The 13,483-nt window shown below is 70.5% G+C and carries 8 protein-coding genes and 1 pseudogene; 5 read left to right on the top strand and 4 right to left on the bottom strand.

Annotation, left to right across the window (positions count from 1 at the left end):
- Positions 1 to 38: 38 nt before the first annotated feature.
- On the top strand, positions 39 to 932 hold the full coding sequence (locus tag B207_RS0116430; RefSeq protein WP_018637650.1) for a (2Fe-2S)-binding protein: 894 nt from the start codon (positions 39 to 41) through the stop codon (positions 930 to 932).
- Positions 929 to 1,168 (top strand): annotated as a pseudogene (locus B207_RS43145) (DUF7676 family protein); the annotation flags it as partial. The gene B207_RS0116430 and the pseudogene B207_RS43145, both read left to right, overlap by 4 nt.
- 14 nt (positions 1,169 to 1,182) lie before the next feature.
- Here the strand turns inward: B207_RS43145 and B207_RS38435 are convergent.
- On the bottom strand, positions 1,183 to 3,504 hold the full coding sequence (locus B207_RS38435; RefSeq protein WP_154675400.1) for a pectinesterase family protein: 2,322 nt from the start codon (positions 3,502 to 3,504) through the stop codon (positions 1,183 to 1,185).
- 176 nt (positions 3,505 to 3,680) lie between these two features.
- On the opposite strand from B207_RS38435, the gene B207_RS34170 reads away from it, so the two are divergent.
- From B207_RS34170 to B207_RS0116400, 3 genes are all read left to right on the top strand, one after another.
- Positions 3,681 to 6,233: a rhamnogalacturonan lyase family protein gene (locus tag B207_RS34170; RefSeq protein ID WP_195905302.1), complete on the top strand. Its 2,553-nt coding sequence runs from the start codon at positions 3,681 to 3,683 to the stop codon at positions 6,231 to 6,233.
- A 417-nt stretch (positions 6,234 to 6,650) separates the two neighbouring features.
- Positions 6,651 to 8,231, top strand: coding sequence for a pectate lyase family protein (locus B207_RS0116410; RefSeq protein WP_026311123.1), 1,581 nt, complete (start codon positions 6,651 to 6,653; stop codon positions 8,229 to 8,231).
- Positions 8,232 to 8,665: 434 nt separating this feature from the next.
- Entirely contained in the window at positions 8,666 to 9,781 is a 1,116-nt protein-coding gene (locus B207_RS0116400; protein ID WP_018637647.1) for an ABC transporter ATP-binding protein, read from the top strand.
- 120 nt (positions 9,782 to 9,901) lie between these two features.
- On the opposite strand, the gene B207_RS0116395 is transcribed toward B207_RS0116400, so the two are convergent.
- The 3 genes from B207_RS0116395 to B207_RS0116385 all read right to left on the bottom strand — a co-directional run bounded on the left by B207_RS0116395 (position 9,902) and on the right by B207_RS0116385 (position 13,399).
- Complete coding sequence (locus B207_RS0116395) at positions 9,902 to 11,068, bottom strand: dihydrodipicolinate synthase family protein (RefSeq protein WP_018637646.1); 1,167 nt, start codon at positions 11,066 to 11,068, stop codon at positions 9,902 to 9,904.
- Complete coding sequence (locus B207_RS0116390) at positions 11,065 to 12,216, bottom strand: Gfo/Idh/MocA family protein (RefSeq protein WP_026311122.1); 1,152 nt, start codon at positions 12,214 to 12,216, stop codon at positions 11,065 to 11,067. The genes B207_RS0116395 and B207_RS0116390 overlap by 4 nt, the downstream gene beginning before the upstream one ends.
- 127 nt (positions 12,217 to 12,343) lie before the next feature.
- Complete coding sequence (locus B207_RS0116385; RefSeq protein ID WP_026311121.1) at positions 12,344 to 13,399, bottom strand: LacI family DNA-binding transcriptional regulator; 1,056 nt, start codon at positions 13,397 to 13,399, stop codon at positions 12,344 to 12,346.
- Positions 13,400 to 13,483 lie beyond the last annotated feature (84 nt).

Genomic DNA, 13,483 nt, shown 5'->3' with positions numbered 1-13,483 from the left:
CACCCGCCGCGGGCGGCCCCACCCACCGGGAGGTACCGATGAGCGGTTCCGCGGAACCGGTCGACGGCACGCGGGTCCGCTCCGCGCTGCTCGCCCTCACCGCCATCAGCCCCTACTTCGAAGCGGACATCCCGCCGCCCGGTTCGCCGGCTGACGCCGGTGCTGGCGGTGATGGTGGTGATGGTGGGGGCGTCCCCGTCCCGGTCGAGGAGCTGTACCGGGGCGGGGCGGCTCTCGCCGCTGCGATCGACGGCGTGAACGCGCGGCTCGGCGGCGTCGAACGGCGGGTGGCGGCGTCCACCCTCGCGCTCGGCCATGCCGCCCGGCTGTGGTCGGTCGCGCTCGGCTGCTGGGCGACCACGGGGATCGTCCCCGACCTCGATCCGTCCGTTCTGCGCGTCCAGCCGCGGCTGACCGCCCCACTCCGCCTCATCGTCGACAGGCCCACCGGACGGCGCCCCGCCCCGCCTGTCGCCGGCACCAACCCCGCCACCACCACCACTGCCGTCGACAGCGCCGCGGACCTGCTCCGGGAGGTCGTCGTGGAACGGAACCTGCGGCCCTACTTCGCCGCGGTCCAGCGGCAGACCCGGCTGCCCGCCGGGCTCCTCTGGGGCAACGCCGCCTCCGCGCTGGTCGGCGCCACACGGGTGCTCATCGCGCACCTCGCCTCCACGGACCCGGTCGGCAGCCCCGCCCAGGAGACCACCTCGGAGGCTGTGCCGGCGGGCGCGGCGGTCGGACGGGTCACGGCGCTCCTGCTCGCCACACCGCCGCTGGCGCACACGACCGTCCACGCGCTCACCGCGGACGGGCAGGTCGTGCCATCCACCGTGGTGCGGCGCAGCTGCTGCCTCTTCTACCGGGTGCCCGGCGGCGGCACCTGCGGCGACTGCCCCCTGCACGGACCACAGGAGAGGACACCGCGATGACCACCGACACCAGCTTCCGCACCGTCGACGAGCTCGGCAACGGCACCCTGCAGATCTGGGACCTGCCGATCGACACCGACACCCTGCTCGGCATCATCACGGACGTCTTCACCGAGCACTGGCGCCAGATCGGCTTCGGTGTCCTGGTCCAGGGAGCCGCCTGGGAGGTCGCGGCCCCCAACGCCCCCCGGAAGATCGCCATGTACGACGGCTACGTCACCGTCGACTTCGGCTCCTGGCACTTCCACTCTCAGGACTGCGGTGCCCAGTGGTCCTCGCCGGCGAGGTACGTCGCGATCTCGTGCTGGGCGGCCTGCTCCCGGGTCAGCTGCGGCCGGTCGTCGTTGGCCTTCGCCCCCGGCCCGGAGTTCCGGAACTCCGCGTTACTCCCCGCCGTCCAGTCGTAGCCGGACATGGTGGCCCAGGGGTCGTCCCTGACATGCCGGTCGAGCCAGGAGTCACGGATCACCACGCGCGGGTTGTTGTCCGGCGCGCTGCTGGGGTGCCAGGGACGTCCGAGGAAGTAGGTGCCCCGGCCCGCGTCGGAGACCAGGCGTGAGCCCGTGATAAGGAAGCCGTACGGGTTGGACGGATAGGTGCTGGGAGCTGTCACGTAGCCGGGCTGGCCGTCGTCGCGGCGCACGGCGTTGATCACCGACCGGGAGACCACCGCGGTCGCCCGGCCGAAGATGAAGTCGACATCGCCCTGGATCCAGCTGTCGTTGACGTAGACCCGGGAGCGGACGTCGACCGACGGCGAGTCCAGATACAGGGTGTCCTGGTTTCCCAGGAAACGCACCTTGTCGAACACGATCCGGTCCGCGAGCGTCTTCACGGCGACCGCCTGACGGGCGGTGATCTCCGGGTGCGCCGCCTCGTCGAAGGCGTTCTCGAACGTCACCGCCCGCGCCTCGAACTCCGCGCCGGCGACGGTGACGCTCGCGCTGCCGCTGGTCCCCCACGTGCCGCCGCCCGGCTTCGGGGTGCCCGCGGCGTTGTCGTGGCTGATCACCACGTCCCTGGGGTTGCCGGTGCCGCCGATGAACGACAGCCTGCTGTGCGCCGCGTCGACGGTGACCGGCCCGCGGTAGGTGCCACGCCGGATGACGATGTCCGTCCGCGCCACCGCGTCGGTCGCCGCGAGGTCCACGGCGTCCTGGACGGTGGTGGCATCGCCGGATCCGTCGGCGGCGACGACGACACGGTCGCGCACGCCGGTGTTCTCCGGACCGGCCTGGCGCGCGACGACGCGGGGAACCGCCTGCGCGGGGTGCACCGTGCGCCGGGACCCGGCGAAGGCGGGCACCTCGGGGAGGTCCGGGTCGTTCTCCGCGTTGTACGCCGCCAGCAGATCCGCCGGTGCCCCGTTGACCCGGTTGTCGTTCTCGGTGATCCGCGTCCCGCCCCAGTGACCGATGACCCGCCCCGGGCTGATGTCGGCGGGCAGGGTCACCGCGTTGCGCTCGGCGACAATGTGCGATTCCCTGCCGACCCCCCAGGAGTAGATGTAGTCCGCGGAGGTTCCGCCGTCCTGGACGTAGTGGTTGTTGTAGACGTCCACCTGGCCGTACCGGACCCGCGGCGCACGCTGGCCGATGTTGCGGAACTCGTTGTGGTGAACGGTCACCCGCAGTTTGCCGGCGTCCGTCACCCGCGAGTCACTGGAGCCGATGAGCATCGTCTTGTCATGGTCGTGAATACGGTTGTACGAGACCGTGACCAGGTCCGACGCGTTGGTGATGTCCAGCAGTCCGTCATGTGCCTGGTAGGGCTGCCCGAAGTGGAGCGGCTGCCGCGAGTCCTGGTTGTCACCGTCGCTGAAGTCGTTGTGGTCGATCCACACGTTGGTGCTCTCGCGGAGCGAGATCAGGTCGTATTCCGAGTTCCAGGCACCCGACGAGCCGTCCGCCGGATCCCAGGCCGGGAAGCAGTCGTAGGCGTCACTCAGCACCAGACCACGGATGATCACGTTGGACACGCCCTGCAGGCGCAGTAACGCGCCCGAGATCTCCGCTCCCCGCGCCCCGACCAGTGTCGTGTTGGAACCGACGGTGACGGTGATCTGTGCGCTCTGCGCCTGCTGGGAGACCTTCCGTGCGTCCTCCATCGGCCCGCTGGGACTGTTCGCCCGTCCCCAGACAGCCGGGTCGTAGGCCTGTAGGTAGCCTTCGAGCGAGTACCCGTCGCGGTTGTACCCGGAACACTCGATCTTCTTTCCGGCGTCGTCCGTGTTGGCATCGATCTTCCCGGAGACGACGACGATCTTCGGCTCGTCGCCGGAGACCGCGGCGGCCAGCTCCGCGCGCGTCTTCACCACGAAGACACGGTCGGCCCCGGCGGCCGAACCACCGGTGGTGCCGGCGCCGGCCGAGCCCCAGCCGTCGCCGGCCGCGAGAGGCTCCCCGGCCAGCTGCAGGGCCGCCGCCTCGGCCTGGCCGCCGGGGCCCCGGCGGCCGCTGTCGGCGTGTGCCGGGAGGGTGAGCGCCCCGGTCACGGCCACGCTCAGGGCCGCCAGGACGGCCAGGGGCGCTCTTCTTCTCCGCGGTCGTCTCGTCGCCGTCAGCCGCTGCATCCAGGGACCTCCGTATCGGAAAACGCTTTCCCTGAGCTGCAGCACAGCACACTTTGCGAGGCGGTGCAAGTGGGCAATCTCGTGACCTTGACAAGCCGGAAAGCGATGTTACGGTGAGCGCGGAATGCGCTTTCCTTTGAGTGGGCCGACTGCCCGCGCTCCCGAAGGGAAACTGTATGCATCGCATCAGGTCCCGCCGGTCACCTGACAGCTCTGCCGCCGGCAACCAGCCGGGGCGACGGCGACCGGCACTGATCGTGACCACGGCCTTATCCCTGGCCGCGTCGCTGGCGGCCCTGCTCCTGGTCATCGCGCCGTCCGCGTCCGCGGCCGCTCTGTTCTCGGACGACTTCGCCGACGGGAACGCCGACGGCTGGTCGAAGTCCGGCGGCAGCTGGTCGGTGGTCACCGACGGCACACCGGCCTACCGGCAGACCAACCTCGGCAGCGAGCTCGCCCGCGCCTTCGCCGGCTCCACCAGCTGGACCGACTACAGCCTGCAGGCCAGGGTCAGACCGCTGGCCTTCGACGGCGCGCAGCGGTACGTCGGCATCGGCGCCCGCACCGCCAGCAACACGAAGTTCTACCGGCTGGTCCTGCTCAACAGCAACCGGGCCGAGCTGCAGGCGGTCAGCGGCAGCTCCGTCACCGTGCTCGGCGGCGTGTCCCGCACGGTGAGCACCGGCAGCTGGTACACCCTGCGCGTCGACGTCTCCGGCACCACGATCAGCGGCTACGTGGACGGCACCCTGATCGGGTCGGGGACGGACAGCTCGATCACGGCTGGCCGGATCTCGCTGCAGACCTTCCACGCCACCGCCTCCTTCGACGACGTGCTGGTCAGCGACTCCGTCACCACGCCCCCCACGACGGCACCCCCCACGACGGCACCCCCCACGACGGCACCCCCCACGACGACACCGCCCACGACGACACCGCCGGGGGGCGGCGGAACGCTCCCGCCGGTGACGCCGGGCGCGGGCGCCAGGCAGGTGGAGAAGCTCAACCGGGGCCTGGTCTCCGTCCGAACGGGCTCGGACAACCTCGTGTCGTGGCGGCTGCTGGGCACCGACCCGGCCGGTGTCGGGTTCAACCTGTACCGGAACGGCACGAAGGTCAACTCCTCGGTCATCACCGGGGGTACGAACCATCTCGACACGGGTGCCGCCGCCGGGTCCACCTACACGGTGCGGCCGGTGCTCGACGGTGTCGAGTACGCGTCGACCGAAAACTCCCTGTCGCTGCCCGGCGGGTCGCTGAACGTGCCGCTGCAGGTCCCGTCCGGTGGGACCACTCCCGACGGGGTCGCCTACAGCTACTCCGCGAACGACGCCTCGGTGGGGGACGCCGACGGTGACGGGCAGTACGAGATCTTCGTGAAGTGGGACCCGTCCAACGCCAGGGACAACTCGCAGTCCGGGTACACCGGGAACGTCCACCTCGACGCCTACCGGCTCGACGGGACCCGGCTGTGGCGCGTCGACCTCGGGCGCAACATCCGGGCGGGAGCGCACTACACCCAGTTCCAGGTCTACGACTACTCCGGCGACGGCCGGGCCGAGGTGGCGATGAAGACGGCCGACGGGACGGTCTCCGGCACCGGCCAGGTCATCGGCTCCGCGTCCGCCGACCACCGCAACTCGTCGGGCTACGTCCTGTCGGGCCCGGAGTACCTGACGATGTTCGACGGGCTGACCGGGGCGGCGCTGTCCACGGTGGACTACGCCCCGGCGCGCGGGACGGTGTCGTCGTGGGGCGACTCGTACGGCAACCGGGTGGACCGTTTCCTGGCCGGTACCGCGTACCTGGACGGAACCCGCCCGTCCCTGATCATGGCGCGGGGCTACTACACCCGCAGTGTCGTCGCCGCGTGGGACTTCCGCAACGGCAGCCTGACCCGGCGATGGGTGTTCGACTCGAACGTGTCCGGCTCGCAGTACACCGGCCAGGGCGCGCACAGCCTGTCCGTGGCCGACGTGGACTCCGACGGCCGGCAGGAGATCATCTACGGCGCCATGGCGATCGACGACAACGGATCGCCGCTGTGGACGACCGGCCTCGGCCACGGCGACGCCCTGCACGTGGGCGACTTCGACACCGGCCGTGCGGGGCTGGAGGTGTACATGCCCTCGGAGAACACCTCCGGCCCGGACTCCTGGATGGCCGACGCCCGCACCGGCCAGATCCTGTGGTCGAAGTCCGGCTGCGCCTGCGACAACGGCCGGGGCGTGGCGGGCGACGTGTACGCCGGCAGCCCCGGTGCGGAGGCCTGGTCCTCGGCGGACTCCACCCTGCTGTCGTCCACCGGCGGGGCGCTGGGGCGCAGGCCCGGCTCGACGAACTTCCTGCTCTGGTGGGACGGCGACCCGGTGCGGGAGCTGCTCGACGGCACCACGGTGGCCAGGTACGGCACCAGTGGGGACACCACGCTGCTGAGCGGGTCGGGGGTCGCCTCCAACAACGGCACCAAGGCCACTCCCGCGCTGTCCGGCGACATTCTCGGGGACTGGCGCGAGGAGGTCGTCTGGCGGACGTCGGACAGTTCGGCGCTGCGTATTCACAGCGCCACCGCTCCCACCTCGACGCGGATCCACACGCTCGTGCACGACCCGCAGTACCGGGTGGCGCTGGCCTGGCAGAACACCGCCTACAACCAGCCACCGCACCCGAGCTTCTTCATCGGCAACGGGATGGGTTCACCGCCCACGCCGAACCTTTACACGCCCTGAACTGACCGGGCGCGTACCGGTTGGTCCGGCCCGGGGCGGTGGCCCCGGGCCGGACCCTCGGAAAACGGGCCCTGGTCGGGCATCCAACGCGGACCGGGTCCGGGTCCGATCGCGCCGCGCATCGCGTGCTCTCGGCTGTGGCAGCCCAGAAGAAACATCCAAAGCAGGCGGTTCCGGGATCTTGCCATACCGGAGACGCCCGCTCTATCCTCACAGTCGGAAAGCGGTTTCCCGACTACCTTTGACAGGCGGTTGAGGCGCGGCCAGGCGCATTGAATTTCGGCGCCCCCAGCCGGCTCCGGTCGGCGATCCCGACGGCGGTAGGGGGGTGATTCCCTGACGACCTGCCGAGACTGCCTGGCCTGAGATGGTTCTTTCAGGATCCGAACAATTCCTACCACGAAAGGTCTGACGACAATGAAACGATCAGCTGCAGTGCGGCTCGGTGCCGCGCTGACCACGACGGCTGTCGCGGCGGCGACCGGCGCTGTCCTGTCGCTGTCCGGGGCGGCCTCGGCGGCGACCGGCGGCGTCACCGGCTATGCGACCCAGAACGGTGGAACCACCGGCGGCGCGGGCGGGCAGACGGTGCTGGCCACCACAGGTACCGCCATCCACCAGGCTCTGTGCGGCCGGGCCAGCAGCAGCACCCCGATCATCATCCAGGTCCAGGGGACCATCAACCACGGCAACACCTCCGCGGTTTCGGGCTCCAGCTGCAGCACGGCAGCGGACAAGATCGAGCTCAAGCAGATCAGCAACGTCACCATCGTGGGAGTCGGCAGCGGCGCCGTCTTCGACCAGTTAGGCATCCATATCAGGGAAGCCAGCAACATCATCATCCAGAACGTCACTGTCCGAAACGTCAAGAAGTCCGGCTCGCCCCTCTCGAACGGGGGGGACGCCATCGGCATGGAGACGGATGTCCGCCGTGTCTGGGTGGACCATGTCACCCTCGAGGCCTCGGGTGGTGAGTCGGAGGGGTTCGACGGCCTCTTCGACATGAAGGACAACACCCAGTACGTGACCCTGTCCTACAGCATCCTGCGCAACTCGGGCCGGGGTGGCCTCATCGGATCGAGTGAGAGCGACCTGACGAACGGGAACATCACGTTCCACCACAACCTCTACGAGAACATCGATTCCCGTACTCCGCTGCTGCGCGGCGGAATCGCGCACATCTACAACAACCACTACGTGGATCTCCATGAGTCGGGAATCAACTCCCGGGCCGGTGCCAGGGCCAAGGTGGAGAACAACTACTTCGAGGACTCGAAGGACGTTCTGGGTACCTTCTACACCGATGAGGCCGGCTACTGGCAGGTCGCGGGCAACACCTTCGACAACGTGACGTGGAGCAGCCCCGGCGGTGACACCAACCCCGCGGGCCCGAACCCGGTCTCCAACACCTCCGTCAGCATTCCGTACTCCTACAGCCTCGACTCCGCCAGCTGCGTGCCGGCCATCGTGAGCCAGACGGCGGGCGCCGGTACGGGCCTGCAGGTGTCGGACGGCAACTGCTCGGTGACCCCGGACCCGCAGCCGACCACGCCGAACCCGCAGCCCACGACCCCGAACCCGCAGCCCACGACCCCGCAGCCCACGACCCCGAACCCGCAGCCGACCACGCCGAGCGGGACCAACCTCAGCATCGGGGCCGGCTCCGACGGGTCCAGCAAGGCCAGCGGGACGAGCTACGGTGACGTCCGGGACGGTGACCTGAGCACCCACTGGTCGCCGAGCGGCTCGACCGGCGAGATCTCGATCAAGTGGAGCTCCGCCAGGACCGTGTCGACGATCAATATTCGTGAGGCGGCCGGGGCCGTCGGCGCGATCGGATCCTGGCAGGTCGTCAACCACGACACCGGCGCCGTTCTGCGCTCCGGAAACGGTGCCGGAGTCATCTCCGTGCCCGCCACCTCCCTCAAGAAGATCACCTTCAGGATCACCGGCTCGACCGGAACGCCGACGGTCGCCGAGTTCGAGACCTACGCCTGACGCGACTCCGTCACCCGGAAAGAAACGAACCTCCTGAACGGAGATCGGATGTTATCTCTCCGCACCTCCCGCTGCCGGCGGGGAAGGTGGCTCATTGCCGCCGGCGCGGCCGTGACGACAACGGCCTCGACACCGGCGTTCACCCAGGTGGCGTCCGCGGCCACCTCATCACCTACTCGTAGGTCGTCACCCGCCGAGAAGTGATGTCGCAATTGTGGCGGCCCGGTTCGCCGGGCCGCCACGTCTTTTCTGGATCGGCTCTTCCGCAGCCGCGCGGATCTGACCCACGGGCCGGCGGAGGCCGCCGCACGGCTGTTGACCGATGAATATGGTCGAACTATATTTGCCGAAATGCCGGGCGCTCATCCTGGCCCCGGCCGCGCCACATCATTCGGATCGTCCGGCACGTTCCTGCCGGTGAAAGGTGCGCCGCTGTGCCGACCGTCGAGTTTATCGAAGCAACCCGGAACTACTCCGGCGGGGAGTTACCCGCGGTGGACACGCTTGACCTCCAGATCGCCGACGGCGAGTTCCTCGTCTTCGTCGGCCCGTCCGGGTGCGGCAAGTCCACGTCACTGAGAATGCTCGCGGGGCTGGAGCCCGTGGACTCCGGAAGGATCCGTATCGGGGAGCGCGACGTCACCGATCTCCCGCCGAAGAGCCGTGACATCGCCATGGTGTTCCAGAACTACGCGCTGTACCCGCACATGGATGTCGCCGAGAACATGGGCTTCGGGCTGAAGATCGCCGGCGTGGCGAAGGAGGAGCGCTGGCGGCGTATCCGGGAGGCCGCGAAGCTCCTGGATCTCGAGCCCTACCTCGACCGGAAGCCCAAGGCGCTCTCGGGCGGTCAGCGCCAGCGGGTCGCCATGGGGCGGGCGATCGTCCGGGAGCCGCAGGTGTTCCTCATGGACGAGCCGCTGTCCAACCTCGACGCGAAGCTGCGGGTGTCCACCCGCACCCAGATCGCGTCCCTGCAGCGCCGGCTCGGCATTACCACGGTCTACGTCACCCACGACCAGGTGGAGGCCATGACCATGGGCGACCGGGTGGCCGTTCTGAAGGACGGCCGCCTGTGTCAGGTCGACACCCCGCTCGCGCTGTACGAGCGGCCCGACAACGTCTTCGTCGCCAGCTTCATCGGCTCGCCCGCGATGAACATCGTCGAGGCGCCACTGCAGGGTGACGGCCTGCGGGTCGGCGGTGCGGTGGTGACGCTCGCCCGGGCGACGGTGCAGGCGGCGGCGACCGAAGGCTCCACCGCGATCACCATCGGCTTCCGGCCCGAGGCGCTGGAGGTGTGCGGTGACGGCGAGGGCTTCGCCGTGCTGGTCGACATCGTCGAGGAGCTCGGCTCCGACGCCTATCTCTACGGCACGCTCACCGCCACCGAGGCGGGTGAGCTGGAGCAGGCGCAGCGGAACACGCGAATCGTGGCACGGATACCTCCGAGAGGTGTGCCGCGCCGTGGTGAGAAGGTCCGGCTGCGCATTCGCGAGGGGGAGTTCCACGTCTTCTCGGCGCAGACCGGGCAGCGGCTTCCCCGCTGACTGGTCCTCCCGGTGTGTCCGCCGGCGGGAAACCGCGGGAGGGCACACCGGGAGAACTCCGCCGCGGTGGGAGTCCGCGAGTTACCGCGTCTCCCCACCGCGTCTCCCCACCGTGCCGCCCTACCGTGCCTCCACGCCCATGACGGTGAGGAAGCGGCGCATCCGCGCGGCGGCCAGCTCCGGGTCGGGCAGCAGCCCGGCGTCGTCGGCCAGGCGGAACGTCTCGACCAGATGAGGCAGGCTGCGCCCGCTCTGCAGGCCGCCGACCATGCAGAACCCCCGCTGGTGCCCGCACAGCCAGGCCAGGAAGGCGATGCCGGTCTTGTAGTAGTAGGTCGGCGGGCCGAACACCTGCCGCGCCAGTGGAACAGTCGGCGCGAACGCCGCCTGGTAGGCCGCACGGTCGCCGCGGTCGAGCGCCTGCAGCGCCGCGGAGGCGGCGGGGGCGATCGCGGCGAAGATGCCGAGCAGCGCATGGCTCGCCGACACGTCGTCGCCGAGGATCAGCTCCGGATAGTTGAAGTCGTCGCCGGTGTAGAGCTTCACGCCGGGCGGCAGCGCCCGGCGCAGCGCCACCTCGTGATCCGCGTCGAGCAGGGAGACCTTGACCCCGTCGACGGAGGCGGCGTGGTCGTGCACCAGGCCGACGAACGACGAGGTGGCCGTCGCCAGGTCGGCTGATCCCCAGTACCCCTCCAGTGTCGGGTCGAACATCGGACCGAGCCAGTGCAGGATCACCGGGGCGCCGGTCTGCTCCAGCAGCCGCCCGTAGACCTTGTGGTAGTCCTCGGGCCCGCGGGCCAGCCGGGCCAGCTGGCGGCTGGCCATCAGAATGACCGTGGCGCCGGCCTCCTCCACCACGGCCAGCTGCTGCTCGTAGGCCCTGACCACGTCGTCCAGCCCGGCGAGGTCGACCTCGGCGTGATCGGTGCCCGCGCCGGCGGCGATCCGGCCCCCGCAGGCCTTCGCCTCGGCGGCGCCGCGGCGGATGAGCTCGGCCGTCGCCGGCCAGTCGAGCCCCATCCCGCGCTGGGCGGTGTCCATGGCCTCGGCCACCCCGAGCCCGTAGGACCACAGGTGCCGACGGAACGCCAGCGTGGCGTCCCAGTCCACCGCCGCGGGAGCCCCAGGGGCGTTGCCCCCCAGCGGATCGGCGACCACATGCGCGGCGGCGTAGGCGATCCGGCTGGTCGGCGGCGTGGCCGGGCGTGGCCAGGCCGTCGGCGCACGCAGGACGCGTCGCTGCGTCGTCCCGTCCGGCCCGGGCAGGTGGATCACGGTGCTCACGGCACGAGTTCCGGCAGCGGGACGCGCCGGCCCAGGTCCGAGGACTCCAGCGCCGCCGTGGCGAGCATGATCCCGCGGGCGCCGGAGAGGAAGTCGTAGGGGTGCGGCGCGCCGTCGAGGACGTGCCGGACGAACTCCTCCCACTGGACCTTGAAACCGTTGTCGACCTCCTGGTTGTCGGGTACCTCGAGCCACTGGTCGCGGAACCGGTGGGCCACCGGCCGGTCGGGGTCCCACACCGCGCGCGGGGTGTTCGCGCGGTGCTGTGCGCGGCATCCGAACAGCCCGGCCACCGCGCTGCCCTCGGTGCCGTCCACCTGGAACTCGACCAGCTCGTCCCGGTTGACGCGCACGCACCACGAGGAGTTGATCTGGGCGATCACCCCGCCGGCGAGCTCGAAGATCCCGTAGGCGGCGTCGTCGGCGGTCGCGGTGTACGCGCTGCCGTCCTCCCCCCATCGCTGCGGGATGTGGGTGGCGGTGCGTGCCGTGACCGCCTCGACCCGGCCGAAGAGGTTCTCCAGGACGTAGTGCCAGTGGCAGAACATGTCGATCACCAGGCCGCCGCCGTCCTCGGCCCGGTAGTTCCAGCTCGGGCGCTGCGTGGACTGCCAGTCACCCTCGAAGACCCAGTAGCCGAACTCACCGCGCACCGACAGGATCCGGCCGAAGAAGCCGCTGTCGACCAGGCGCCGTAGTTTGCGCAGGCCGGGCAGGTAGAGCTTGTCGTGGACGACACCGTTGCGCACACCCGCGTCCCGCGCGGCGCGGGCCAGGTCGAGAGCGCCCGCGACGGACTCGGCGACCGGCTTCTCCGTGTAGATGTGTTTACCGGCCGCGATCGCCGCCTTGATGGCGGACTCGCGGGCACTTGTCACCTGCGCGTCGAAGTAGATGACCGCCGTGGGATCCTCCAGCGCCTCGTCGAGGCTGGTCGTCCACCGGTCCAGGCCGTGCCGGGCGGCGATGCGCCGCAGCTTCGCGTCGTCCCGCCCGACCAGCGTCGGTTCCAGCAGGACCCGGCTGCCGTCGGCGAGCTCGACGCCGCCCTGATCACGGATGGCCAGTATCGAGCGAACGAGATGCTGGCGGTACCCCATCCGGCCCGTGACGCCGTTCATCACCACACCGAGCGAGCGAGCACTCATCCTGCCCCCTTTGGAAAGCGTTTTCCAAAACTGTACGATGGAGCCGGAGGGCACGCAAGGTTCGGTCCGGGTCGCACGCCACCGCCCGCCCTCCGCCCTCGCTCTCGGCGGAGGGCGGGCGGAGGCGTCAGCGGGTGCGGTCGGGGGTGCTCTCGCGGACGACGACCACGCCGCGGACGCGCTGGAGGCGGGGCTTCTCGGCGGGCGGTTCGAGGGCCAGCCGCAGGGCGGAGGCGCCCAGGTCCTCGAGCGGGACCCGGACAGTGGTCAGCCCCGGGGTGACATCGCGCAACGTGACGATGTCGTCGAAGCCGGCGACGGCCATCTCGTCGGGCAGGCGGAGGCCGTGGTCACGCAGGGCCGCCATCGCGCCGACCGCCATCACGTCGTTGACCGCGAAGACGCAGGTCACGTCGGTGCCGCGGTGCAGCAGTTCGGACATGGCCGCATAGCCGCCGTCGCGGGTGAACTCGCCGGGCACCACCCGGTCGCCGGGCACCACACAGCCGTGCTTGGCCAGACCGGCGCGGAACCCGGCGAGTCTGTCCCGGGCCGTCAGCAGGGTGCTCGGGCCGGCGAGCACCGCGAACCTGCGGTAGCCGAGACCGTGGAGCGTCTCGGCGAGCTTCGCCGCGCCGGCACGGTTGCCGACCACCACGGTGTTGACCGGCAGCTTCGGCTGGCTGATCGCGGCGACCTGACCGCCGATCGCCTGGAACGCGCTTACCTCGGCGCCGAGCCGTTCGAAGATCTCGCTGTCCACCAGGCGGCTGCCGGCGAGGATGAGGACCCGGGCGCGTTGCTGGCGCAGTGCCGCGACGTACTCGACCTCCCGGAGCGGCTCGCGCTGCGTGCTGCCCATCGTCACGATCAGGCCGTGCTCGTCGGCCGCGCGCATGACGCCGGCGGCGATGGCGGCGAAGAAGGGGTCGGCGATGTCGTGGACGACCAGCCCCACGAGGTTGGTGGTGCCCCGCGCCATGGCCTGGGCGTTCGCGTTGGGGGTGTAGTTCAGTTCCGCGGCCGCGGCGAGGACCCGCTCGCGCAGGTCCGGACGCACGGTGCGGGTGGCGCTGCCGTTGAACGCCCTCGACGCCGTCGCCAGTGACACTCCGGCTGCCCGTGCGACCTCCTGCAGGGTCGCCGAGGCGGACTGCCGGTGGCTCTGTCCTTGCCCTCTCACACGTCCATCCGTCCCCCGGCACCGGTCCGAAACCCGCGCCGGGCCCACTCCTGGGAGGAGCCTGCCGCCCGCAGCCGGCCTCCA

The organism is Parafrankia elaeagni (assembly GCF_000374165.1).
GTDB lineage: Bacteria > Actinomycetota > Actinomycetes > Frankiales > Frankiaceae > Parafrankia > Parafrankia elaeagni.
Note: the sequence above shows the minus strand (reverse complement) of the source record. Positions and strands in the feature narration are given on the sequence as shown.